Below are 23,377 nucleotides of genomic sequence, written 5' to 3' on the forward strand. Positions count from 1 at the left end.
AGTGCGGTTACCGCGCGTATGGCCGTGTGACGGTCGGCGCGCCGGGCCGTCCGGGAGGCGCTCCGGCCCCGCCGGCCCGCCCGCGGAATCGCCTCCGGCAAGGCTCCCGGAAGGGTTTACGGAGGCTTCCCGAGCACCTTCCGAGGACTTCCCGAAGACTTCCGGAGGGCTTCGGAAGGGTCCGTCGGGAGCGCTTCGGGTGAGCCCGGAGAGCGCTTCGAAAGGGTCCCGGAGGCGCTTCGGGGGTGTTTCGGGGGCTTCCGGTGGGTGGGAAACGTCCCGTCGGTGTAGGCCGAGCGTCCGCGAGAAGGTAGCGTGCGTAGCGCGCCGTGGCGATTGTTCTCGGCCGCGCGCCTCCCGGCCATCCCGCAGAATGGATGACAGCAGGCGCGCCCGAGCGCGATCGGGCGCGGACGTCGACGCGGCGCTCCCCCAGTGCCTCAGGCCTGGGAGGTACCCCCAGCCGCTCCGTCCGCACCCGCCGCCTTGAGGGGCGCACCGAGAGACGGCGTAGGAGAGAAGCGATACCTGTGAGCGCAGCGACCACGCGAAGCCGCACCCCCGACCGCCTGTGCGCCGAGGCCGTCGACCTCGCCCGCGCCGCAGCCGAGGAGGCAGCCGCCCCCGGCGTGGTCGGTGAACACGCGGGAGTCGTCTCGGAGGGCGACCGTGTGGTCACCCACTACTTCGAGTGCAAGGAGCTGGGCTACCGGGGCTGGCGCTGGGCGGCGACGGTGGCGCGGGCGTCCCGCGCCAAGATCGTCACCCTGGACGAGGTGGTGCTCCTCCCCGGTCCCGACGCGGTGCTGGCGCCCGAGTGGGTGCCGTGGAGCGAGCGGCTGCGCCCCGGCGACATGGGGCCCGGCGACCTGCTGCCCACGGACGCGGAGGATCTGCGTCTGGAGCCGGGCTACAGCGGGGAGGACGAGCCGCTGCCGAACTCGCCCGTCTCCGAGGAGATGGTGCAGCTGGCCGAGGCGGAGGACGCGGACGTGACGCCGGCCGCGCCGGCGAAGCTGCCGACGATCCCGGTGCGGGGCACGATCGCCGCGGTGGCCGAGGAGCTGGGCCTGCGCCGGGCCCGGGTGCTGTCCCGCTACGGCCTGCACACCGCCGCCGATCGCTGGGAGGACGGCTTCGGCCCGAAGACGCCCATGGCGCAGGCCGCCCCCGCATCCTGTGTGAGCTGCGGTTTCCTCGCCCGCATCGGCGGCTCGCTGGGGCAGGCCTTCGGCGTCTGCGCCAACGAGTTCTCCCCGGCGGACGGCCGGGTGGTCTCCCTGGCGTACGGGTGCGGCGGCCACTCGGAGGCGGCGGTGATGCCCACGCCGCCCCGGCCGGCCCCGCCGGTGATCGACGAGAACCGCGTCGACCCGTTCCCGCTGCGCCCGGCCGCCGACTCGGGCTCGGTCCCGACCGCCGCCGACGAGGACGCGGCGGAACTCGGCCACTCGTAGCGCGCGGGGCGTGTCCCGGACCCGCCCCCGTCGTCCTCGCACCGGCCGGGCAGGGCCGGAGCGGGGGACGCGGTCGCTTCCGTGAGCGGTACCTTCGTCCTCACGCCGAGGAGAAGAGTGAACGTGAGCAAGTTCGTGCGGCCGGCGCCCGAGGGCGCGGATCCGTTCGGCACGGCACGCCTGCGCCGTGGTGTGCTGGACGCCTGGGCCACCAGTCCCGCCCGTTTCCGGGAGGACGCCAACGCCGAGGAGGATCTCGTCCTCGGCGGGTACCGGGACCGGCTCGTGGTGGAGCTGGCGCAGAACGCCGCCGACGCGGCGGCCCGGGGCGGGGTGCCGGGGCGGCTGCGCCTCACCCTGCGCGACGGCGTTCTCGTCGCGGCCAACACCGGCGCGCCCCTGGACGCCGCCGGTGTGGAGTCCCTCGCCACGCTGCGCGCCTCCGCCAAGCGGGAGGAGCGGCAGTCCGCCGTGGCCGTCGGACGGTTCGGCGTCGGTTTCGCCGCCGTTCTCGCGGTCACGGACGAGCCGGCCGTGGTGGGCCGGCACGGCGGTGTCCGCTGGGACCTGGGCGAGGCCCGGTCGCTCGCCTCCGAGACCGCGCGGCACAGTCCGGGCCTCGGCGACGAGGTGCGGCGGCGCGACGGGCACGTGCCGCTGCTGCGGCTGCCCTTCGCGGCCCAGGGCACGGCCCCCGACCCGTACGACACGGCCGTCATCCTCCCGCTGCGCGACGCCGCGGCGGCCGATCTCGCCGAGCGGCTGCTCACCGCGGTCGACGACGCCCTCCTGCTGGCCCTGCCGGGACTGGAGGAGGTCGTCGTCGAGATCGGGGACGGCGCCGCGCGCACGCTGCGCCGTTCCGCCGACGGCGAGCTCACCGTCGTCACCGACACCGAGCGGGGCGTCACCCGGTGGCGGACCGCCGCCGCGCACGGCCCCCTCGGTCCCGAACTGCTCGCCGACCGGCCGGTGGAGGAGCGGCTGCGGCCCCACTGGTCGGTCACCTGGGCGGTGCCCGTCGACGACGAGGGCGCGCCCGTCGCGCCCCGCACCACGCCGGTCGTCCACGCGCCCACCCCCAGCGACGAGCCGCTGGGGCTGCCCGCCCTGCTCATCGCGTCCTTCCCGCTCGACACCACCCGCCGGCACGCGGCCCCCGGTCCGCTGACCGACCATCTGGTGCGGCGGGCGGCGGAGGCGTACGCCGAACTCCTCGCCGGCTGGCGGCCGGTGGGCCCGGGGATCATCGACCTCGTGCCCGGCCCGCTGGGCAAGGGCGCGCTGGACGGGGCGTTGCGCCAGGCCGTCCTGGAGCTGCTGCCGCGCACCGCGTTCCTGCCGCCGGCCGTCGTGCCCGTACCGGAGGACGGCGCGGACGAGGGCGAGGACGCGGTCGGGCTGCCCGAGGCCCTGCGCCCCCGGGACGCCGAGGTCGTCGAGGGCGCCGGCGCCGACACCGTGCGGGTGCTGGCGGAGGTGCTGCCGACGCTGCTGCCCGCGGGTCTGGAGCGGCGCGTCGAGCTGCGCACGCTCGGCGTCGCCCGGATCCCGCTCGCGGACGTCGTCGACCGGCTGGCCGGCCTGGACAAGGAGCCGGGCTGGTGGCACCGGCTCTACGACAGCCTCGCCGGCGTCGACCCGGACCGGCTCACCGGGCTCCCGGTGCCGCTCGCCGGAGGAGGAGGCCCCCAGGCCTTCGGCGCCGGCGGGGGACGGTGGACCGCCATCGGCCCGCGCCAGGTGCTGCTGCCCACCCCGGACTCGGCCGGCCTCGACGCCGACGTCCTCGGCCGGCTCGGTCTCAAGGTCGCCCACGAGGACGCCGCGCACCCGCTGCTGGAGAAGCTGGGCGCCCTGCCCGCCACCCCGCGCGCCGTCCTCACCACCCCGCAGGTGCGTGCCGCCGTCGCCGCGTCCCTGGACGACGACGGCGGCGCCTGGGACGACGAGGGTGCCCCGGACGCGGAGGAGCTCGCCGACGCGGTCCTCGCGCTCGTGCGGGACGCGGGTCTGGAGCCCGGCGACGAGCCGTGGCTCGGTGCGCTCGCCCTGCCCGACGAGGAAGGCGAACTGGTGCCCGCCGGTGAGCTCGTGCTGCCCGGCAGCGCGTTCGCATCCGTCATCCGTGAGGGCGAAGTCGCCTTCGTGGACGCGGAGTTGGCGGAGAAGTGGGGTGAGCGGCCACTCGCGGCCTGTGGCGTCCTCGCCGACTTCGCGCTCGTCCGCGCCACCGACGTCGTCCTCGACCCGGACGAACTGGAGCCCCGGGACGGCGACTTCGCCGAGCCGGACGACGCGGGCCTGCTGGACGCCGTCGACGTGTGGTGCGAGGACGTCCTCGACCGCTTCCCCGACAGCCCGGTGCCCCCGGTCGCCACCGAGCTGGTCGCCGTGCGTGATCTCGACCTCGTCGACGAGGACCGCTGGCCGCAGGCGCTCGCCCTGCTCGCGCAGCCGCCGCTGCGTGACGCCCTCGTGCAGCCGCTCCGCGTCCTGCTGCCCGACGGCACCCATGAGACGGTACGGCCGTACACGGCCTGGTGGCTGCGCGGGAACCCGGTCCTCGACGGCCGCCGCCCGGCCGGACTGCTGGCCTTCGGCGGCGACCCGCTGCTGCGCGGCCTGTACGACGAGGCCGACGCCACGGGCTTCGACGACGAGCAGGTGCTGCGGGCGCTGGGCGTGCGCACCTCGGTGGCCGCCCTCCTCGACGAGCCCGGCGGCGCCGCCGAACTCCTGGACCGTCTCTCCGATCCCGAACGTTCCGTCACCGCCGCCCAGCTGCACGGTCTTTACGGGGCGTTGGCGGAGCTGGATCCCGAGCAGGTCACCCTCCCGGACGAGCTGCGGGCCGTCGTGGACGGCCGGGTCGAGGTGGTGGACGCGGCCGACGCCGTGGTCGTCGACTCACCCGATCTGCTCCCCTTCACCGAGGGCGTCCCGCTGCTGCCCGTGCGGCCGTCCAGGGCCGCCGAACTGGCCGAGCTGTTCCAGGTGCGGCGGCTGAGCGAGTCCGTCACCGGCGAGGTCGACTCCGAGGGCGTCGAGCACGACGTGCCGGAGCCGGTGCGGGTGCTCCTCGGCCCCCGCACGCCCGCCGTCTACGTCGAGCACGAGGAACTGGTCGTCGACGGCGTCGAGATCGACTGGCGGCTGACGGACGGCGGCGTCCTGCACGCCGCCACCCTGGAGGGCGTCGCCGCCGGCCTCGCCTGGGCGGCCGGGCAGTGGCCGCGCCGGTTCGAGGTGGCGGCCCTGCTGGAGGACCCGACCCGCACTCAGGAACTGGCCCGCGACCGCTGGTTCGACTGACGGCCGCACGGACACGACGGCGAGCGCCCCCGCGGACATCTGCGGGGGCGCTCACATTTTCCTCGCGATTTCTCCATCGAACGTGCAACCGTCCCACTGGGGTACGAGTCTTCTGGGGTGAGCGATGTTTCTCAACGGGGGGAAGACACATGCGCATCCGTGCCACCGCGGCGGTCACGGCCGCCGGTGAATTCTCCGGCGTCGAGTGAGCAGGGCCGCCGCCCGCGGCGACGCGCACCGCGACGGCCGGCGACCGTACAACCATTCGCCGGTTTCAGGTATCTGATCAAACGAGCCGAGCAGGCTCGCCGACCGTTCCGGGCTCACCGGAGGCACCCGCCCGCAGAGCCCCTCGATCCTCTTGGGACATACATGCGCATACGCGCCACCGTGGTCGCCGTCACCGGCGCCGTGGCCCTCTCCGCCTTCGTCGTGCCGGCCGCACAGGCCGTCGGCGGCGGCGCGCACCACTCCGTCGACACCCTGAAGGCGCTGCACGCCGCCGCCTCCGGCCGGAGCACGTTCACCGGTGCGACCGGCGGGTCGGGCACTCCGTACGCCCTGGACGCCAGGTTCACCGGTGTCAGCGTCAACAACGGCAAGCCGATCGTGGCGGGCACGTCCGGCAGGGTCAGCGTCCCCGTCACGTTCAAGGTGACGCACGGTGCGGGCGTCGACGTCACCGCGGGCGACACCGAGCTCGACGTGCTCCTCTACCGCGGTCCGTACAGCGAGCCGGTCAACTTCCTCCTCGGTGACGACTACCCGACCTGCTCCAACACCTCGGCCACGGTCGCCACCTGCAGGGGCTCGATCGACATCCTGCCGGGCGAGGAGCTGGAGAACGCCGACGCCACGGGCTGGAAGGCGGCCGGCTACATCGTCGACTGGAACGACGTCGACCCCTTCGCGGACGACGTCGACTACAGCAAGGTCGGTTTCACCGAGAACTCGGCCCTGACGACCGCCAAGCTCCAGCGCCTGTCCAAGCTGACCGTCAACGCCGCGCCGGAGCCGGTGAAGAAGGGCAAGACCCTCACCGTCACCGGCAAGCTGTCCCGCGCCAACTGGGACTCCGGCACGTACGCCGGCTACTCCACCCAGCCCGTGAAGCTGCAGTTCCGCAAGAAGGGCAGCAGCACCTACACCACGGTCAAGACCATCAAGACCAGCACCACGGGCAGCCTGAAGACCACGGTGAAGGCGACCGTGGACGGCTACTACCGCTACGTCTTCGCGGGCACCTCGACGACCCCGGCGGCCACCGCCGCAGGCGACTTCGTCGACGTGAAGTGACACCGGGCGCGTGACGGCGGCCGGCTCCGGATCTCCGGGGCCGGCCGCCTCCCGGCGCGCTCTCGTCCCTCACGCTTGCGCCCCTCCCTCCCACTGTTCCCTCCGCCATCTGGAGAACCACCCATGCGCGTACGCGCCCTCGTGGTCGCCGCCTCCGGCGCCCTCGCCCTGTCCGCTCTCGCCGTCCCGGCCGCGCAGGCCGCTCCGGCCGGCCCCGCCGTCACCTTCTCCCAGGTGAAGGTCAACGGCGGCAAGGCCATCGTGGTCGGCCCGACCACGAAGGTCACGGTCGCGGCCAGCTACACCGTCACCAAGCCCGCCGGCCTGAACGCGAACTCCTTCATCACCTTCCCGGTCCTCTACCGGGGCGGCACGCTCACCGCTTCCACCCCCGACAAGGACGTCTGGGGCGGCGACGAGCCCGGCACCTGCACGGCGTCCTCCGCCACCGTCCTGAAGTGCACCGCCAAGATCCAGTTCCGTCCCCTGGGGAACACCGACTTCGGCGACCTGAACAACACCCTCGCGGGCGCGTGGAAGATCGGCGCCGCCGCCGTCAACGACAGCGGCCTCACCACGGGCAGCAACCTCGGCAGCGCGAAGCTGCAGCGTGCGGCCACCCTCACCACCGACGCCGCGCCGGAGCCGGTGAAGAAGGGCAAGACCCTCACCGTCACCGGCAAGCTGGCCCGCGCGAACTGGGACACCGGCAAGTGGGCCGGCTACTCCGCCCAGGCCGTGAAGCTGCAGTTCCGCAAGAAGGGCAGCAGCACCTACACCACGGTGAAGACCGTCAAGACGAGCTCCACCGGCACGCTCAAGACGACGGTCACGGCGTCCGTGGACGGCTACTACCGCTACGTCTTCGCGGGCACCACGACGACCCCGGCCGTCGCCGCCGCGGGCGACTTCGTCGACGTGAAGTGACACCGGGCGCCTGACGGCGCCCGACGACGGCCGGACCGGGCACGCCCGGTCCGGCCGTTCGCGTCATGCGGACGGACTGCGGTCCACGTGGCGCCAGCACACCTCGAGGGCCGCCGACGCGGCCACCGCCACGCCCACCGCGATCCACGGCACGGTCGCCCCGACCAGCTTCAGCGCGAAGAACTCCTGCAGCCAGGGGACGACCAGCACGAGCAGGAACGCCGCGCCCATCGAGGCCACCAGCAGCACCCGCCACCAGGTGTACGGCCGGGCGATGATCGCCAGCACCCACATCGAGACCAGGAACAGCGTGAGGGTCGCCGCACTCGTCTCGGCCTCCAGGGAGCCCGCGCCCGTGTAGTGGTGACGGGCGATCAGATACGTGACGAAGGTGGCGGCCCCGGCGATCACACCTCCCGGGACCGAGTAGCGCATCACCCGCCGGACGAAGTGCGGGCGGGCCCGCTCACGGTTGGGGGCGAGCGCGAGGAAGAACGCCGGAACGCCGATGGTGAGGGTGGACAGCAGGGTCAGGTGCCGCGGCAGGAACGGGTACTCGACCTGCCAGCACACCACCAGCAGGGCCAGCAGCACCGAGTAGACCGTCTTCACCAGGAACAGCGTCGCCACCCGGGTGATGTTGCCGATGACCCGGCGCCCCTCCGCCACCACCGACGGCAGGGTCGCGAAGCTGTTGTCCAGCAGCACGATCTGCGCGACTGCGCGGGTGGCCTCGGAGCCCGATCCCATCGCCACGCCGATGTCCGCGTCCTTCAGCGCGAGGACGTCGTTGACGCCGTCGCCGGTCATCGCGACGGTGTGCCCGCGGGACTGCAGCGCACCGACCATGTCCCGCTTCTGCTGCGGGGTGACCCGGCCGAACACGGTGCCCTCCTCCAGGGCCCGCGCCATGCCTGGCGGGTCCGACGGCAGCCGCCGGGTGTCCACCGCGCTGCCGTCCAGCCCGAGCTTCGCCGCCACCGCCCCCACCGACACCGCGTTGTCACCGGAGACGACCTTGGCGCGGACGTCCTGCTCGGCGAAGTAGCGCAGCGTGTCGGCGGCGTCCGGCCGCAGCCGCTGTTCGAGCACCACCAGCGCGGCGGCCCGGGCCCCGCGCGCGGGCTCGGGATCGTCGAGGTCGCGGGCGGCACGGACCAGCAGCAGCACGCGCAGCCCCTCCCGGTTGAGCCGTTCCGTCTCCGCGAGCGCGGGGTCGCCGTCGGACAGCAGCACGTCGGGCGCCCCCAGCAGCCAGGTACTGCTCTCCCCGTCGCCCTCGTTGAAGCTGGCGCCGCTGTACTTGCGCGCGGAGGAAAACGGCAGGGACTCGGTGCAGCGCCACCCCTCGGCGTCCGGGTAGGCGTCGATGATCGCCTTCAGGGAGGCGTTCGGCCGCGGGTCGGACTCCCCGAGGGCCCCGAGGACCCGTCGTACGTACGCCTCGTCGCCGCCGTCGAGGGTGCGCAGTTCGGTGACGTCCATGCCGCCCTCGGTGAGGGTGCCGGTCTTGTCCAGGCAGACGGTGTCGACGCGGGCGAGGCCCTCGATGGCCGGCAGCTCCTGCACCAGGCACTGCCGGCGGCCGAGCCGGATGACGCCGATCGCGAAGGCGACCGAGGTGAGCAGCACGAGCCCTTCCGGGACCATCGGGACGATGCCGCCGACGGTACGGGCGACGGACTCCTTGAGGTCGTGGTTCTTGACGACCAGCTGGGTGACGACCAGGCCGACCGCGGCCGGCGCCATCATCCACGTCACGTACTTGAGGATCGTGGAGATGCCGGTGCGCAGTTCGGAGTGGACGAGCGTGAAGCGCGACGCCTCCTCGGCGAGCTGGGCGGCGTAGGCCTCCCGGCCGACCTTGGTGGCCCGGAAGGCGCCGACGCCGGCCACTACGAAGCTGCCCGACATGACCGCGTCGCCGGGCCGCTTGACGACGGGATCGGCCTCGCCGGTGAGCAGCGACTCGTCGATCTCCAGACCGTCCGCCTCGACGCACACCCCGTCCACGGCGGCCTTGTCGCCGGGGCCCACCTCGACGACGTCGTCCAGGACGAGCTCGGAGGTGGACACCTGGACGGCCGTCCCGCCACGGCGGACGGTGGGACGGGCCTCGCCGACGACGGCGAGGGAGTCCAGGGTCTGCTTGGCCCGCCACTCCTGGATGATGCCGATGCCGGTGTTGGCGAGGATCACGAACCCGAACAGGCCGTCCTGGATGGGTGCGACGGCGAGCATGACCAGCCACAGGACGCCGATGATCGCGTTGAACCGGGTGAAGACGTTCGCCCTGACGATCTCGCCGGCGGAGCGGCTGCTGCGGACCGGCACGTCGTTGACCTGACCGCGGGCGACGCGGTCCGCGACCTCCGCGGCGGTCAGGCCGGTAGCCGTCGGCGCGGAGGCGGGGGCGTCGGTGTGGGCCATGGAACCGACGGTACGTGCGGATTTGGGGGTTCACCCCCCGAGAGCGCCGAAGATCCGACCTGGGGAGGACCGCAGTAGTGCCGTGGTTGTAGCGGCCACCCCGACTCGTCCCCGACCCGAGGGCGAGCCCGGGGACGCGCGCGAAACGGTCGGGCGCCGCCGCGCGCCGGCGTCACACGGCCGTGGCGCCCGCCTGCTTCGCCGCCGCGTCCCGTTTGATCGCCGCGTCGCGCCTTCGGACGTACCAGATGCCGATGAGCCCCAGGCCGGCGCCGGCGAGGCAGGTCCACACCCACCACAGGCGGTCGTGGTCCTCGAACCAGCCGTAGAAGGGGAGCTGGACGAGGAAGAGGACGAACCAGAGGATCGTGCCGCCGGTGATGGTGGCGACCACGGGGCCCTCCAGGGGCTCCGGCGCCTCGTGCTTGGGGGTCCACTTCGCCATGGGGACAGCTTACGAGGCCATCACATCTACGCGCGGAGATGGCCGACCGAGACCTCATATGTTCATACTGAAACCGTTTACCCCTGACCACTTCTCTTCGTAGGAAACACCGAAACGATGCCCACGCCGGCCCCCGCCAAGGTCCCCGCCCCTGAACAGCCGGGAGCCGGGTCATCCCACGGCGCTCTCGACCGCCACTTCCGGATCTCCGAGCGGGGCAGCACCCTGTCCCGCGAGATCCGGGGCGGCTTCGCCACCTTCTTCGCGATGGCGTACATCATCGTGCTGAACCCGATCATCCTGAGCAGCGCCAAGGACATGTACGGGCACCAGCTCGACAACGGCCAGCTGGTCACCGCCACCTGTGTGACGGCCGCCTTCACCACGCTCCTCATGGGCGTGATCGGCAACGTGCCCATCGCGCTGGCCGCGGGCCTCGGCGTGAACTCGGTGGTCGCGCTCCAGCTCGCGCCCCGGATGTCCTGGCCGGACGCCATGGGCATGGTCGTGCTCGCCGGGTTCGTGGTCATGCTCCTGGTCGCCACCGGACTGCGCGAGCGTGTCATGAACGCGGTGCCCTTCGGCCTGCGCAAGGCGATCAGCATCGGCATCGGCCTGTTCATCATGCTGATCGGGCTCGTCGACTCCGGCTTCGTCACCCGCATCCCGGACGCCGCCCACACCACCGTCCCGCTGCAGCTCGGCGCCGACGGTCACCTGAACGGCTGGCCGGTCCTCGTCTTCATCCTGGGCGCGCTGCTCACGCTGGCCCTGATCACCCGCAAGGTGCCCGGCGCGATCCTCATCTCGATCGTCGCCATGACCGTCCTCGCGCTGGTCCTCGACGCGGTCGCGACCATCCCGTCCTGGGGCCTCACCACGCCCGAGTGGCCCGGCAATCCCGTCGCCACCCCCGACTTCGGGCTGATCGGCGAGGTCAGCCTGTTCGGCGGGTTCGGCAAGGTCGGCGTCCTGACCGGCGTCCTCTTCGTCTTCACGGTCCTGCTGTCGTGCTTCTTCGACGCGATGGGCACGATCATGGGCGTCAGCGACGAGGCCAAGCTGACCAACGCCCAGGGCGAGATGCCCGGCATCAACAAGGTCCTCTTCGTCGACGGCCTCGCGGTCGCCGCCGGCGGCGCCAGCTCCTCCTCCGCCACCACCGCGTTCGTGGAGTCCACGGCGGGTGTCGGCGAAGGCGCCCGCACCGGCTTCGCGAACCTGGTCACCGGCTCTCTCTTCGCCGTGGCGCTGTTCCTCACGCCCGTCGCGACGATGGTGCCGTCCCAGGCCGCCACACCGGCGCTGCTCGCGGTGGGCTATCTGATCCTGGCCGGATCGGTCAAGGAGATCGACTGGGCCGACCACACCATCGCCGTGCCGGCCTTCATCACCATGGTGATGATGCCGTTCACCTACTCGATCACGAACGGCATCGGCATGGGCTTCATCGCCTTCGTCCTGCTGCGGCTGGCGGCCGGACGCGGCCGGGAGGTCCCGGTTCCGATGTACGTGGTGTCCGCCGTGTTCGTCTTCTACTACCTGATGCCGGCGCTCGGCCTCACCTGAGCCGCGGGAGCGGCGGGACGGCGGGGCCGCCGGCCCGGCTCAGGTACGCCCGTAGAACTCTTCCGTCTCGTCGACCGCGGTCTGGAACCGCTCGTCGAAGTCATCCCGAATGAGCGTCCGGACGACATAGTCCTGGACGCTCATTCCCCTTTTCGCGGCATGCTGCCGGAGCCGCTCGAGCAGCTCCCCGTCTATCCGCAGGCTGAGCACACTGGTCCCCATGAGACGAGGGTCGCGGGCATCTACCGCATCTCGGCTTCTTTCCGCTGCCCACTCACTCCTTCGAGTGACGCCGAGGTTTCCGTGGCCAGGGTCACGGGAATCCCCCCGCGCGCCAGCTTGTTTAGCCAGGGTAATGAGTTACGCTAAAGAGATGCCTGACCTCACCCATGGCGACGACGCTGCCGCCGTGAACTCCCTGCGATCGGCCGTGATGCGGCTGTCCCGTCGTCTCAAGCACCAGCGGGTCGACGAGTCGCTGAGCCCCACCGAGATGTCGGTGCTCGGCACCCTCTCCCTCTGCGGCAGCGCCACCCCCGGCGAGCTCGCCCGCAAGGAGCACGTGCAGCCGCCCTCGATGACCCGCATCGTGGCGCTGCTGGAGGCCAAGGGCCTGGTCCGGCTGGAGCCGCACCCCGAGGACCGCCGCCAGAAGGTCGTCACGAAGACCGAGCAGGCCGAAGCCATGCTCGCGGAGAGCCGCGCCAAGCGGAACGCCTTCCTGGCCACCCTGGTCGACGGCCTCGACGAGGACGAGTGGGCGAAACTGCGCGCCGCCGCCCCCGTGCTGGAGAAGCTCGCACACCTGTAACCACACGCCGAGGAGGCGACCCTTTTGAGTTCGGGACCCGGAGCAGACTCCGCCCCCGCACCGACCGCCCACGAGACCCTTGCCGGGAAACCCGCCAAGTCATCCGCGTCGTCCATGTTCAGCTCCCTGAAGGTCAGGAACTACCGCCTGTTCTTCCTGGGCCAGGTCGTCTCCAACATCGGCACCTGGATGCAGCGCATCGCCCAGGACTGGCTGGTGCTCAGCCTCACCGGCTCCGCCACCGCCGTCGGCGTCACGACGGCCCTGCAGTTCCTGCCGATGCTGCTCTTCGGGCTCTACGGCGGCGTCCTCGTCGACCGGCTGCCCAAGCGCCGCACGCTGCTGTTCACCCAGTCCGCGATGGCCCTCACCGGCATCGCGCTCGCCGTCCTCAGCCTCTCCGGCCACGTCCAGGTCTGGCACGTCTACGTCGCCGCCTTCGCCGTGGGCCTCGCGACCGTCCTGGACAACCCCGCACGGCAGACCTTCGTCTCCGAGATGGTCGGCCCCGACCAGCTCCAGAACGCGGTCAGCCTCAACTCCGCGAACTTCCAGTCGGCCCGGCTGATCGGACCCGCCGTGGCCGGCGTGATGATCACCGGCGTCGGCACCGGGTGGGCGTTCCTCTTCAACGGCCTGTCCTTCGTCGCCCCTCTGGCCGGCCTGCTGCTGATGCGCTCGCGCGACCTGCACGCCGTCGAACGCGCCCCCCGCGGCAAGGGGCAGCTGCGGGAGGGCCTGCGGTACGTCGCCGGCCGCCCCGACCTGATCTGGACGATCGTCCTGGTCGGGTTCGTCAGCACCTTCGGGTTCAACTTCCCCGTGTACCTCTCGGCCTTCGCCGACGACGTCTTCCACGCGGGCGCCGGCTCCTACAGCCTCTTCAACACGCTGATGGCGGTCGGCTCCCTCGCGGGCGCCCTGCTCGCCGCCCGGCGCGGCACGGCCCGGATGCGGGTGCTGGTCGCCGGAGCGGTGGCCTTCGGCGCCATGGAGATCGTGGCCGCCGCCGCTCCCTCCCTGTGGCTGTTCGCCCTGCTCATGGCCCCGATCGGGATGTTCGGCATGACCGTCAACGTGACCGCCAACAGCAGCGTGCAACTGGGCACCGACCCGGCCATGCGGGGTCGGGTGATGGCCCTCTACATGATGGTGTTCATGGGCGGCGCCCCGGTGGGCGCGCCGATCGCCGGCTGGATCACCGACGCGTACGGCGTCCGGGCGGGCATGGCGGCGGGCGGCGCCGTCTCGGCCGCCGCCGCCGTCACCGTCGGCCTGGTCCTGGCCCGGATGGGCGACCTGCGCCTGTCGGTCGGCTGGCACCACGGCCACCCGAGCGTGCGCTTCGTCCCGCGCGCGCAGCGGGAACTCGCCACGGTCGTCTGACACACGTCACACGGCACACGTCACCCGGAGGGCGCGGCGGGCGGCCCCACCCTCCGGGCCAGCACCTGCCCGGGCCACCGGTGCTCCCCGACGGTGTACGTCTGCGTCGGGGTGAAGCCGTTGGCCTCGTAATAGGCCACGAGTCTGCGGTCGTCGCCCGCGTAGCAGTCCACCCGCAGCAGTCCGACGCCCGCCCGCCGGGTCTCCTCGGCGGCATGCCCGAGCAGGACCCCGCCCACGCCGTGGCCCTTGAACCGGCGGTCCGACGCCAGCCAGTGGATGTACCTCTCGGGCTCTCCGGGCGGCGGGAGGTGCGCGAGATACGCGCCGGGCCCGTCGGTGAGCGTGAGGACGGCGGCAGGCTCACCGTCGGCCTCGGCGACGAACGCCCAGCCCTCGTCCACGTACCGGGCGACGGACTCGACCGTTCCCGGGTTCTCCGACAGCGGCCTCGCCCCCCACTGGCCGGTCCGCCCCTGCGCGACCAGCCACGCCACGCTGCTGTCGAGCATGGCGAGCATCACCGGGACGTCGTCGGGTCCGCCTTCTCTGATGGTGATCCGCATGACGCCCATACTGCCGGGCGCGCTGCCGGTCCCGCCGGGAAAATCAGGGGCATGAGACTCTTCGCCGCCGTGCTGCCCCCGGACGACATCGCCGACGAACTCGCCGCCGAGGTAGCCCGGTTGCGCCCACTGCCCGGAGCGGACGGGCTGCGCTGGACGGACCGCGCCGGCTGGCACTTCACCCTCGCCTTCTACGGAGAGGTCGACGACGCCCGCGTCCCGGAGCTGTCGGCCCGGCTGGAGCGGGCCGCGCACCGCGGCGGGCCGTTCCCGCTGGCCGTGCGCGGCGGAGGTCTGTTCGGACACGGACGGGCCCTGTGGGCGGGCGCGGCCGGGGACGTGCCCGCGCTGCGGCTGCTCGCCGACCGGGCGGAGGCGGCGGGGCGCAGGGCGGGCGTGGACATGGGCGGCCACCGCCGCTACACGCCGCATCTCACCCTGGCCCGCAGCCGGGAAGCGGTGGACGTCCGGCCGCATGTCGAGGCGCTGGACGCCTTCGCCGGCCGGACCTGGACGGTGCAGGAGCTGGTCCTGGTCCGCAGCAACCTGCCGAGGTCCGGTGTCCCCGGCGAGCAGCCCCGCTACGAACCGGCCGGACGCTGGCCGCTCGGCGGGGCCGGTTAGGCTCGACGCGTGGACCCGAAGACCCGGAACCGGATCATGGCCGGTGTGCTCGTGCTGTTGTTCGTCGTGGTGGCGGTGGCGGCGGCCGTCGGAAAGTGACCTGAGCGATCTCGGGCCGACTGCCCGACGGCGGCCGCCGTCATCGTGTCCTCCGTGCCGCTGCCGGCACGGGCGAGGGCGCGAGGCCGCCCGCTACCAGGCGAAGGCCTCCGGAGACGGTCCCGGGCCCGGGAAGATCTCTTCGAGTCCGGACAGCAGCTCCTCGCCCAGCTCCAGTTCGACCGCGCGCAGCGCCGAGTCGAGCTGCTCCGCGGTGCGCGGGCCGACGATCGGGCCCGTCACGCCGGGCCGGGTGAGCAGCCAGGCCAGCGCGGCCTCGCCGGGCTCGACGCCGTGCTTGTCGAGCAGGTCCTCGTAGGCCTGGATCTGCGCGCGCGTCCCGGAGTCGGCGAGGGCGTCGGCGGCCCGCCCGGAGGCGCGGCGACCGCTCTCGGCCTGCTTCTTGAGGACCCCGCCCAGCAGGCCGCCGTGCAGCGGCGACCAGGGGATGACTCCGAGGCCGTACTCCTGCGCGGCCGGGATCACCTCCATCTCCGCGCGCCGCTCGGCCAGGTTGTACAGGCACTGCTCGCTGACGAGCCCGATCGTGCCGCCGCGCCGGCCGGCGGCCTCGTTGGCCTGGGCGATCTTGTAGCCGGGGAAGTTGGACGATCCGGCGTACAGGATCTTGCCCTGCTGCACGAGCACGTCGATCGCCTGCCAGATCTCGTCGAACGGCGTCGACCGGTCGATGTGGTGGAACTGGTAGAGGTCGATGCGGTCGGTCTGCAGCCGCTTGAGGCTGGCGTCCACGGCCCGCCGGATGTTCAGCGCGGAGAGCCTGTCGTGGTTGGGCCAGGCGTCGCCGTCGGCGGCCATGTTCGCGTACACCTTGGTGGCGAGGACGACCTTGTCGCGCCGGTCGCCGCCCTTCGCGAACCAGTTGCCGATGATCGTTTCCGTACGGCCCTTGTTCTCGCCCCAGCCGTACACGTTCGCCGTGTCGTAGAAGTTGATGCCCGCACCGAGCGCCGCGTCCATGATGGCGTGGCTCTCGGCCTCGTCGGTCTGCGGGCCGAAGTTCATGGTGCCGAGGACGAGGCGGCTGACCTTGAGTCCGGTGCGTCCGAGCTGCGTGTACTTCATGGAACTCAAGCCAACGTCTTGGAGTGCGCTCGATGCAAGGGGGACAGCCGGGGGCGGGTCAGTCGCGGGGGAACTCGTCGGTCCTGAGGGTGAGGCCGAGGGGGGCGGAGAGGTCGATCTCCGCGCCGAAGGCGACGGACAGTTCACTCAGGTACTCGCCGTCCTTGGGCTCGGTGAACAGATGGCACTTGCCCTGGTAAGGATCGGCGATCAAGAGGACGGGGACCTCGGCGGTGGCGTAGGCGGTCTTCTTGGGGCCGTAGTCGTTGGCCGCCGTACCCTTCGAGATGACCTCCGCGACGAACTCCACGTCCTCGTAATGCCAGCGCCCTTCGTCGTCCTTCTCGGCGGACTCGCAGAGCTTGACGACGTCTGGGCAGAACCCGTTCTCGTGGCCGGGGAAATCGATGCGGACGTCCGAGAAGACCCTGACGCCCTTCCCGAACCTGTGGCGCAGGGCGACGGCGATCTGGAAGATGATTTCCCAGTGGGTTTCCCGTTGCGGTGTCATGTGGACGTTGCCCCCGACGATCTCGACCCTGAATCCTTCGGGGACGGGCATCCGCTCAAGCCGCTCGAACCATTCGTCCAAGCGCCTGGTGTTCTCGTCGGCCATGTCGATCTCGATCCTGTCTTCCAGGACGGTCATCTGGCGCTCCTCCCCGGCCGCACCCAACGGACGAGTGCAGCCGCGCGGTACAACGATACGCACGGTCACCGGGACACGACGCGGAGCGCATATGCCGGAAGCGGGCGAGCGGGCAGCCCTCAGCCCGCGTACTCCCCGCCCAGCTCCCACCCCTGGTGCATCGCCTCCGCGAAGGACTCCGCCAGCCGGTGCTCGCCGCTCGCGTTCGGGTGGGTGCCGTCGTAGGTGTCGGTGTCGATGTCCCAGGCCGGCGGGATCGAGGCCAGCAGGATCGGGGAGTTCCGTTCGTCCAGGTCGGCGGCGGTCTTCGCGAGGAGTTCGTTGAAGAGGGCGACCTGGGCGGCGAAGGGCTCGTCGTTCGCGGCGCGGACGTTGGGGATGACCGGCAGCCACACCATGGCGATCCTGGGGTTCGCGGCACGGGCCTCGGCGGCGAAGACGCGCGCGTTCGCCGCGGTCTGCTCGGCGTTCGTGTAGAAGCCCAGGTCGATCAGGCCGAGCGAGACCAGCAGCACGTCCGCCCGCGTCGTGCGCACCGCGTCGTTGATCAGCGGGGCCATCTGCTGCCAGCCCTCGCCCCAGCCCGCCAGATGCCCGCGGGGGAAGTCGGGGTCGGCGTACGCGTACGAGGTGGGCGCTTCCGCCGCCTTGTCGTAGAGCGTCTCGCGCGGGCCGACCAGGGTGAACGGGCCGCCGTGCGTTGCGCACAGGTGCCGCCACATGCGGTAGCGCCACGTGTGGTCGCCCGTGCTGCCGATCGTCATCGAGTCGCCTACGGGCATGAACCTGAGCATCCGCTCATGATGCTGGATCACGGCGTCGAGCGGGGGCGCGGAGAGCGGCCCGGGGGTGTGAGGCCTGCCACGGAGCCTCGAACGACGGTGCGGGATGGCAGGCTTGTGGGCATGCGCCGATCTTTCGCCGTCCGGGCCGCGGCCCTGCTCACCCCCGTCCTGCTCTCGGGCGCCTTCACCGTGCTCGCCGCGTCCACCGCGCCCGTCGCGTTCGCGGCCGACGGCGACAAGGGCTTCACCGTCGAGGACCCGCGCATCACCGAGTCCAGCGGTCTCGCCGCCTCCCGTCAGCACCCCGGGATCTACTGGACCCACAACGACAGCGACGACGGCCCCTACCTCTACGCCGTCGACGGCGCGACCGGGAAGACCGTCGCCCGGATCACCCTGACCGGTGTCGGCACGCCCCGTGACGTCGAGGCGATCTCCATCGGCCCGGGCAACGAGATCTGGGTCGGCGACATCGGCGACAACCTCGGCGGCACCTGGAAGTACGTGTGGATCTACCGGCTGCCCGAGCCGGAGAAGCTGGTCGACCGGACCGTGAAGGCCACGCAGTACGTCGTGAAGTACTCCGACGGTCCGCGCGACGCCGAGTCGCTGCTGGTGCATCCGAAGACCGGGCGGGTCTACATCATCGACAAGAAGGAGGACGGCGGGCACCTCTACGAGGGGCCGGCGAAGCTCTCCGCCTCCGGGGCGAACATCTTCAGGCCTCTCGCCCCCGTCGACCTGTGGGCCACCGACGCCGCCTTCTCCCCGGACGGCTCGCAGCTCGCCGTCCGCGGCTACTTCGGCGGCATCTCCTACGCCTGGAACGGCGGGAAGATCAAGCGCGAGGGACGGCTCGACGTGCCGCTCCAACGGCAGGGCGAGTCCGTGAGCTACTCCGCGGACGGCTCCAAGCTGATGTACGGGAGCGAGGGCGCCGGCAGCTCGGTGGTGGCGGAGGACGCGCCCGCGGGGGCCTCGTCGAGCTCCAGGTCGCCTTCTCGGGGCGGGGGTTCGAGTGCCTCCGGCGACGGCGGGGGCTCCTCGGCCGGGGGCGGGGTCAAGGTCGGCGCGCTCGCGGTCGCCGGGATCTGCGCCGTCTTCCTCGGCCTGCGCCGGCTGCGAAGAGGCCGCCGTAGTTCTTGACGTGGTCATGGTGTGTCAGTTTCCTGGGAGGGCGCGGCTGATGGGAGCGCTCCCATCCGTTCCGGAACCGCGCCTCCCGAGAGGAAGCAGCGAGATGTTCCGCAACAGCTTGCGAAGAGTGCTGTGCGGCGTTGCCGCCGCGCTGTTGATACCGCTGGGCGCCGGTTCCGCCGGGGCGGCGATCGATTCCGGTGCGACCGGCGTCTCCGGTGCGGCCGGCGTGCGCGCGGCCGACGCCGGAGCCGGTTACTGGCATACCAGCGGCCGCCAGATACTCGACGCCGCCGGGCAGCCGGTACGGATCGCCGGGATCAACTGGTTCGGCTTCGAGACCGGCAACTACGTCGTGCACGGCCTCTGGTCCCGTGACTACAAGAGCATGATCGACCAGATGAAGTCGCTGGGCTACAACACGATCCGCATCCCGTACAGCGACGACGTCTTCAAGAGCTCGACCGTCCCCAACAGCATCGACTTCAGCAGCGGCAAGAACGCCGGCCTCCAGGGCCTCAACTCGCTCCAGGTCCTGGACAAGCTCGTCGCGTACGCCGGACAGGACGGCCTCAAGGTCATCCTCGACCGGCACCGGCCGGACTCCGGGGGGCAGTCGGCCCTCTGGTACACGGCGGCCGTCCCCGAGTCGACGTGGATCGCCAACCTCAAGTCCCTCGCGGCCCGTTACAAGGGCCAGGACACGGTCGTCGGCATCGATCTGCACAACGAGCCGCACGACCCCGCCTGCTGGGGCTGCGGGGACATGGCGACGGACTGGCGGCTGGCCGCGCAGCGGGCCGGGAACGCGGTCCTGTCGGTCAACCCCGACCTGCTGATCTTCGTCGAGGGCGTGCAGACCTTCAACGGGGTGTCCGGCTGGTGGGGCGGCAACCTGATGGGCGTCGGCCAGTACCCGGTGCAGCTCGACGTGGCGAACCGGGTCGTCTACTCGGCCCACGACTACGCGACAAGCGTCGCCCAGCAGAGCTGGTTCAGCGATCCGTCGTTCCCGGCGAACATGCCCGGGATCTGGGACAAGTACTGGGGCTACATCTTCAAGCAGAACATCGCCCCGGTGTGGGTGGGGGAGTTCGGCACCACGCTCCAGGCCACGGTGGACCAGAAGTGGCTGGCGGCACTGGTGAGCTACCTGCGTCCGACCTCGACGTCCGGCGCCGACTCCTTCCACTGGACCTTCTGGTCGTGGAACCCCAACTCCGGTGACACGGGCGGCATCCTGAAGGACGACTGGCAGAGCGTGGACACCGTGAAGGACGGCTACCTGGCGAGCGTCAAGGCGCCCGGCTTCCCCGGCGGAGGCGGAGGCGGCGGAGGCGGCGGGGGCGGCGGCGGAGGAGGCACGGCCGAGTGCAGCGCCGCCTACACCGTCAGCAGCGACTGGGGCGGCGGCTTCAACGCCGAGGTGAAGGTCACCAACACCGGGACCAAGGCCCTGTCGTCCTGGAAGGTCACCTGGACCTGGAGCGGCGCACAGCGGGTGACGAACATGTGGAACGCCTCGTACACCCAGAGCGGTGCGACGGTGACCGCGTCCAACGCCGCGCACAACGGCACGGTGGCGGCGGGCGGTTCGGCGAGCTTCGGCTTCGGCGGAGCGCCTGGGGGTGCGGGCGCGCCGAGCGTGAGCTGCACGGCGACGTGAGCTGCACGGCGACGTGAGAGCGGGGCGCCCGGCGAGGGGGTCGCCGGGCGCCCGGGCCGTCGTCCGCGGCGGCGAGCCGGGCGGCGTCGTTGTCACGGCTCGGAGCAACCGGTGAGGGGCCTGTGAAGCAAACGAGTTCAAAATTGTCGGTCGAAACGCTTCTTGCGGCCGGGCTTCTTCGGAAAGATCCAGCGGGGACCATGAACTTTCCGGTCCTGCTGAAATCCCCTTGCCGTGAAGGAACTTCATGAGAAGAAGCACAGCCGTACTGTGCGGTGCGACCGTCGTGCTGGCCGGGAGCCTCACGGCCGTCCCGGCCGAGGCCACGACGTCGCAGTCCGCGCAGGCCGTCGCCCAGGCCGCCGCCCAGGCGACGAGGGTGACGTGGAAGAAGTGCGCCACGGACGACGCCCCGACCCTGCAGTGCGCGTCGGTGAAGGTGCCGCTCGACTACGCCAAGCCGCAGGGCCGGAAGATATCCCTGGCCCTGACCCGCGTCCCGCACACCGCGCGGAAGTACCAGGGCCCGCTGCTGGTCAACCCCGGCGGCCCCGGAGGCAGCGGTCTGTCCCTCGCCCCGTTCGTCGCGTCCTCGCTGCCGAAGGCGGTCGCGTCCCAGTACGACGTCATCGGCTTCGACCCGCGGGGCGTGGGCAAGAGCCAGCCCGCCCTGGACTGCAAGCCGGGCTACTTCAACCCGGTCCGCCCGGACTCCGTGCCGCGCACCGCCGCGATCGAGAAGGCCAACCTCTCGCGCGCGAGGGCCTTCGCCAAGGCCTGCGGAACGAAGTACGCATCCGTCCTGCCGTACATCAACACGGTCAACGCCGTGAAGGACATGGACGCGATCCGCAAGGCGCTCGGCGCCCAGAAGATCAACTACTTCGGCTACTCGTACGGCACGTACCTGGGCCAGGTCTACGCCAAGCTCTACCCGACCCGGGTGCGCCGCCTGGTGCTGGACTCGATCGTCGACCCCGGCGGGGTCTGGTACGACGCCAACATCTCGCAGGACTACGCCTTCGACGCCCGCCAGAAGGCGCTGATGGCGTGGATCGCCAAGTACAACGGCACGTACAAGCTCGGCACGGACCCGGCCAAGATCGAAGCCAAGTGGTACGCGATGCGCGCGGCGCTCGCCAAGCACCCGGCCGGCGGCAAGGTGGGCGCCTCCGAGCTGGAGGACACCTTCATCCCCGGCGGGTACTACAACGGCTACTGGCCCACCCTCGCCACGGCGTTCGCCGCCTACGCGAACGGCGGGAACACCGCCCCGCTCGTCGAGGCGTACGAGAGCATCGCCGCGATCGACGCCTCCGGCGACAACGGTTACAGCGTCTACACCGCCGTGCAGTGCCGTGACGTCTCCTGGCCGCGCGACTGGAACCAGTGGCGCAAGGACAACTGGGCGGTGTACAAGAAGGCGCCGTTCATGGCCTGGAACAACGCCTGGTACAACGCGCCCTGCGCCTTCTGGCCCACGAAGACGATGAAGCCGGTGAGCGTCGCCAACAGCAAGCTCCCGCCGGTGCTGCTGTTCCAGGCGACGAACGACGCGGCCACCCCCTACCAGGGCGGCGTCGCCGTGCACCGTCTGCTCAAGCACTCCAGCCTGGTGGTGGAACAGGGCGGCGGCAACCACGGCATCACGCTGAGCGGCAACGCCTGCCTGGACAAGTACCTGGCCAAGTACCTCACCGACGGCACCGTGCCGCGCGGCTCCGGGGTGGCCGACGCGGTCTGCAAGAAGACCGCCGACCCCCAGCCGGCCGCCGCGGCGCGCTCGGCTCTGGCAGCGGGTCAGCCGGCTGCCGCGGCTCCCGGCGACGCCCTGCACCGCATGATCGGCGTGCGCGGCTGAGCGGACTGCCGCTGAACTGAACGCGAAGGGCGCCCGGTGCGGTTCACCGGGCGCCCTTCCTGCGTGTGCGGAGCGGCTAGAGCTTCTCGATGACGTAGTCGACGCACTTCGTCAGGGCCTCGACGTCCGAGGGGTCGATCGCCGGGAACATCGCGACGCGCAGCTGGTTGCGGCCGAGCTTGCGGTAGGGCTCGGTGTCGACGATGCCGTTGGCGCGCAGCACCTTGGCGATCGCGGCGGCGTCGATCTCCTCCGCGAAGTCGATCGTGCCGATGACCTGGGAGCGCTTGGCCGGGTCGGTGACGAACGGAGTGGCGTGCTTCGACTCCTCGGCCCAGCCGTAGAGGCGGCTCGAGGAGTCCTTGGTGCGGGCCGTCGACCAGGCGAGGCCGCCCTGGCCGTTGATCCACTCCAGCTGCTGGTTGAGCAGGAACAGGGTGGCCAGCGCCGGGGTGTTGTACGTCTGGTTCTTGCGGGAGTTGTCGATCGCCGTCGGCAGGCTGAAGAACTCCGGGATGTGACGGCCGGACGCGTGGATCCGCTCGGCGCGCTCGATCGCGGCCGGGGAGAACACGCCGATCCACAGTCCGCCGTCGGAGGCGAAGGACTTCTGCGGGGCGAAGTAGTAGACGTCCGTCTCGGCGATGTCGACCGGCAGGCCGCCGGCGCCGGAGGTGGCGTCCACCAGGACGAGGGAGCCCTCGTCGGCGCCCTGGACGCGCCGGAGCGGGGCGGCGACACCGGTGGAGGTCTCGTTGTGCGTGAACGCGTACACGTCGACGCCCGCCTCGGCGGCCGGCTCGGGGTGGGTGCCCGGGTCGGAGGAGATCACGGTGGGCTCGGCCAGCCAGGGGGCGAGCTTCGCGGCCTTCGCGAACTTCGAGCTGAACTCGCCGAACGTGAGGTGCTGCGATTTGTTCTCGATCAGACCGTGGGTCGCGACGTCCCAGAACGCGGTCGAGCCGCCGTTGCCCAGGATCACCTCGTATCCGTCCGGGAGCTGGAACAGCTCGGTGATGCCCGCGCGTACCTGGCCGACCAGGTTCTTCACCGGGGCCTGGCGGTGGGAGGTGCCGAGGAGGGACGTGCCGGTGGCGGCCAGGGCGTCCAGCGCCTCCACCCGCACCTTGGAGGGGCCCGCGCCGAATCGACCGTCGGCGGGCTTGATGTCAGCAGGAATCTGGATCTCAGCCACGGAAAGGAGGTTAGCCGGTGCGGGAAACCTGGGTGAAACCTCGTCCGTCGGATGAGACGCGTTTTCGGCGCGC

General features: G+C 71.6%; 19 protein-coding genes. 11 read left to right on the forward strand and 8 right to left on the reverse strand.

Annotated elements, in window-relative coordinates; translation table 11 throughout:
- Positions 1-530 precede the first annotated feature (530 nt).
- From ACH4ZA_RS06890 to ACH4ZA_RS06905, 4 genes are all read left to right on the forward strand, one after another.
- Positions 531-1,457 (forward strand): DUF3027 domain-containing protein, encoded by a 927-nt coding sequence (locus ACH4ZA_RS06890; RefSeq protein ID WP_319276018.1) that lies wholly within the window; start codon positions 531-533, stop codon positions 1,455-1,457.
- 123 nt (positions 1,458-1,580) lie between these two features.
- The gene (locus ACH4ZA_RS06895) at positions 1,581-4,772 is read left to right on the forward strand and encodes a sacsin N-terminal ATP-binding-like domain-containing protein (protein WP_398428355.1); all 3,192 of its coding nucleotides are present in this window, start codon (positions 1,581-1,583) and stop codon (positions 4,770-4,772) included.
- A gap of 372 nt (positions 4,773-5,144) precedes the next feature.
- A complete protein-coding gene (locus ACH4ZA_RS06900; protein ID WP_319276020.1) occupies positions 5,145-6,068 on the forward strand; it encodes a hypothetical protein in 924 nt (307 codons plus the stop codon).
- Between the two features lie 123 nt (positions 6,069-6,191).
- On the forward strand, positions 6,192-6,995 hold the full coding sequence (locus ACH4ZA_RS06905) for a hypothetical protein (RefSeq protein ID WP_319276021.1): 804 nt from the start codon (positions 6,192-6,194) through the stop codon (positions 6,993-6,995).
- A 63-nt stretch (positions 6,996-7,058) separates the two neighbouring features.
- Here ACH4ZA_RS06905 and ACH4ZA_RS06910 read toward each other — a convergent pair whose 3' ends face one another.
- Both ACH4ZA_RS06910 and ACH4ZA_RS06915 read right to left on the reverse strand, forming a co-directional pair.
- Positions 7,059-9,425, reverse strand: coding sequence for an HAD-IC family P-type ATPase (locus ACH4ZA_RS06910; RefSeq protein ID WP_398428357.1), 2,367 nt, complete (start codon positions 9,423-9,425; stop codon positions 7,059-7,061).
- Between the two features lie 172 nt (positions 9,426-9,597).
- Entirely contained in the window at positions 9,598-9,870 is a 273-nt protein-coding gene (locus tag ACH4ZA_RS06915) for a DUF2530 domain-containing protein (RefSeq protein ID WP_319276023.1), read from the reverse strand.
- A gap of 117 nt (positions 9,871-9,987) precedes the next feature.
- Between ACH4ZA_RS06915 and ACH4ZA_RS06920 the strand changes: the two genes are divergently transcribed.
- On the forward strand, positions 9,988-11,439 hold the full coding sequence (locus ACH4ZA_RS06920) for an NCS2 family permease (RefSeq protein WP_319276024.1): 1,452 nt from the start codon (positions 9,988-9,990) through the stop codon (positions 11,437-11,439).
- A gap of 39 nt (positions 11,440-11,478) precedes the next feature.
- Here the strand turns inward: ACH4ZA_RS06920 and ACH4ZA_RS06925 are convergent, their stop codons facing one another.
- Positions 11,479-11,661, reverse strand: a complete 183-nt coding sequence (locus ACH4ZA_RS06925; protein WP_057579068.1) for a ribbon-helix-helix protein, CopG family — start codon at positions 11,659-11,661, stop codon at positions 11,479-11,481.
- Between the two features lie 151 nt (positions 11,662-11,812).
- On the opposite strand from ACH4ZA_RS06925, the gene ACH4ZA_RS06930 reads away from it, so the two are divergent.
- Entirely contained in the window at positions 11,813-12,250 is a 438-nt protein-coding gene (locus ACH4ZA_RS06930) for a MarR family winged helix-turn-helix transcriptional regulator (protein WP_057579065.1), read from the forward strand.
- Positions 12,251-12,364: 114 nt separating this feature from the next.
- Positions 12,365-13,636, forward strand: a complete 1,272-nt coding sequence (locus tag ACH4ZA_RS06935) for an MFS transporter (RefSeq protein ID WP_398428359.1) — start codon at positions 12,365-12,367, stop codon at positions 13,634-13,636.
- 20 nt (positions 13,637-13,656) lie between these two features.
- On the opposite strand, the gene ACH4ZA_RS06940 is transcribed toward ACH4ZA_RS06935, so the two are convergent.
- The gene (locus ACH4ZA_RS06940; RefSeq protein WP_319276026.1) at positions 13,657-14,202 is read right to left on the reverse strand and encodes a GNAT family N-acetyltransferase; all 546 of its coding nucleotides are present in this window, start codon (positions 14,200-14,202) and stop codon (positions 13,657-13,659) included.
- 51 nt (positions 14,203-14,253) lie between these two features.
- Here ACH4ZA_RS06940 and thpR point away from each other — a divergent pair, with 51 nt between their 5' ends.
- Entirely contained in the window at positions 14,254-14,826 is a 573-nt protein-coding gene (thpR, locus tag ACH4ZA_RS06945) for an RNA 2',3'-cyclic phosphodiesterase (RefSeq protein WP_319276027.1), read from the forward strand.
- Between the two features lie 192 nt (positions 14,827-15,018).
- Here thpR and ACH4ZA_RS06950 read toward each other — a convergent pair whose 3' ends face one another.
- The 3 genes from ACH4ZA_RS06950 to ACH4ZA_RS06960 all read right to left on the reverse strand — a co-directional run bounded on the left by ACH4ZA_RS06950 (position 15,019) and on the right by ACH4ZA_RS06960 (position 17,454).
- On the reverse strand, positions 15,019-16,011 hold the full coding sequence (locus ACH4ZA_RS06950) for an aldo/keto reductase (protein ID WP_319276028.1): 993 nt from the start codon (positions 16,009-16,011) through the stop codon (positions 15,019-15,021).
- Positions 16,012-16,069: 58 nt separating this feature from the next.
- Positions 16,070-16,660 carry a Uma2 family endonuclease gene (locus ACH4ZA_RS06955; protein ID WP_398428361.1) on the reverse strand — a complete coding sequence of 197 codons (591 nt, stop codon included), beginning with the start codon at positions 16,658-16,660 and terminating at the stop codon, positions 16,070-16,072.
- Positions 16,661-16,779: 119 nt separating this feature from the next.
- Positions 16,780-17,454 (reverse strand): SGNH/GDSL hydrolase family protein, encoded by a 675-nt coding sequence (locus ACH4ZA_RS06960; protein ID WP_319276030.1) that lies wholly within the window; start codon positions 17,452-17,454, stop codon positions 16,780-16,782.
- Between the two features lie 111 nt (positions 17,455-17,565).
- Here ACH4ZA_RS06960 and ACH4ZA_RS06965 point away from each other — a divergent pair, with 111 nt between their 5' ends.
- The 3 genes from ACH4ZA_RS06965 (at position 17,566) to ACH4ZA_RS06975 (ending at position 22,109) form a co-directional block, all read left to right on the forward strand.
- The gene (locus tag ACH4ZA_RS06965) at positions 17,566-18,591 is read left to right on the forward strand and encodes a WD40 repeat domain-containing protein (RefSeq protein WP_398428362.1); all 1,026 of its coding nucleotides are present in this window, start codon (positions 17,566-17,568) and stop codon (positions 18,589-18,591) included.
- A gap of 94 nt (positions 18,592-18,685) precedes the next feature.
- Positions 18,686-20,248, forward strand: coding sequence for a cellulase family glycosylhydrolase (locus tag ACH4ZA_RS06970; RefSeq protein WP_398428364.1), 1,563 nt, complete (start codon positions 18,686-18,688; stop codon positions 20,246-20,248).
- A gap of 247 nt (positions 20,249-20,495) precedes the next feature.
- Positions 20,496-22,109, forward strand: coding sequence for an alpha/beta hydrolase (locus ACH4ZA_RS06975; protein WP_319276033.1), 1,614 nt, complete (start codon positions 20,496-20,498; stop codon positions 22,107-22,109).
- A 76-nt stretch (positions 22,110-22,185) separates the two neighbouring features.
- On the opposite strand, the gene serC is transcribed toward ACH4ZA_RS06975, so the two are convergent.
- Complete coding sequence (serC, locus tag ACH4ZA_RS06980) at positions 22,186-23,304, reverse strand: phosphoserine transaminase (protein ID WP_319276034.1); 1,119 nt, start codon at positions 23,302-23,304, stop codon at positions 22,186-22,188.
- Between the last annotated feature and the right edge of the window lie 73 nt (positions 23,305-23,377).

This window comes from Streptomyces sp. NPDC020597 (assembly GCF_044335095.1).
Taxonomy (GTDB): domain Bacteria; phylum Actinomycetota; class Actinomycetes; order Streptomycetales; family Streptomycetaceae; genus Streptomyces.

What these genes read in the sequence shown, in the direction of transcription:
- ACH4ZA_RS06900 (WP_319276020.1), top strand. Translation starts at nt 5,145, where the DNA reads ATGCGCATACGCGCCACCGTGGTCGCCGTCACCGGCGCCGTGGCCCTC.
- ACH4ZA_RS06905 (WP_319276021.1), top strand. Translation starts at nt 6,192, where the DNA reads ATGCGCGTACGCGCCCTCGTGGTCGCCGCCTCCGGCGCCCTCGCCCTG.
- ACH4ZA_RS06910 (WP_398428357.1), bottom strand. Translation starts at nt 9,425, where the DNA reads ATGGCCCACACCGACGCCCCCGCCTCCGCGCCGACGGCTACCGGCCTG.
- ACH4ZA_RS06915 (WP_319276023.1), bottom strand. Translation starts at nt 9,870, where the DNA reads ATGGCGAAGTGGACCCCCAAGCACGAGGCGCCGGAGCCCCTGGAGGGC.
- ACH4ZA_RS06920 (WP_319276024.1), top strand. Translation starts at nt 9,988, where the DNA reads ATGCCCACGCCGGCCCCCGCCAAGGTCCCCGCCCCTGAACAGCCGGGA.
- ACH4ZA_RS06925 (WP_057579068.1), bottom strand. Translation starts at nt 11,661, where the DNA reads ATGGGGACCAGTGTGCTCAGCCTGCGGATAGACGGGGAGCTGCTCGAG.
- ACH4ZA_RS06930 (WP_057579065.1), top strand. Translation starts at nt 11,813, where the DNA reads ATGCCTGACCTCACCCATGGCGACGACGCTGCCGCCGTGAACTCCCTG.
- ACH4ZA_RS06935 (WP_398428359.1), top strand. Translation starts at nt 12,365, where the DNA reads ATGTTCAGCTCCCTGAAGGTCAGGAACTACCGCCTGTTCTTCCTGGGC.
- ACH4ZA_RS06940 (WP_319276026.1), bottom strand. Translation starts at nt 14,202, where the DNA reads ATGCGGATCACCATCAGAGAAGGCGGACCCGACGACGTCCCGGTGATG.
- thpR (WP_319276027.1), top strand. Translation starts at nt 14,254, where the DNA reads ATGAGACTCTTCGCCGCCGTGCTGCCCCCGGACGACATCGCCGACGAA.
- ACH4ZA_RS06950 (WP_319276028.1), bottom strand. Translation starts at nt 16,011, where the DNA reads ATGAAGTACACGCAGCTCGGACGCACCGGACTCAAGGTCAGCCGCCTC.
- ACH4ZA_RS06955 (WP_398428361.1), bottom strand. Translation starts at nt 16,660, where the DNA reads ATGACCGTCCTGGAAGACAGGATCGAGATCGACATGGCCGACGAGAAC.
- ACH4ZA_RS06960 (WP_319276030.1), bottom strand. Translation starts at nt 17,454, where the DNA reads ATGCTCAGGTTCATGCCCGTAGGCGACTCGATGACGATCGGCAGCACG.
- ACH4ZA_RS06965 (WP_398428362.1), top strand. Translation starts at nt 17,566, where the DNA reads ATGCGCCGATCTTTCGCCGTCCGGGCCGCGGCCCTGCTCACCCCCGTC.
- ACH4ZA_RS06970 (WP_398428364.1), top strand. Translation starts at nt 18,686, where the DNA reads ATGTTCCGCAACAGCTTGCGAAGAGTGCTGTGCGGCGTTGCCGCCGCG.
- ACH4ZA_RS06975 (WP_319276033.1), top strand. Translation starts at nt 20,496, where the DNA reads ATGAGAAGAAGCACAGCCGTACTGTGCGGTGCGACCGTCGTGCTGGCC.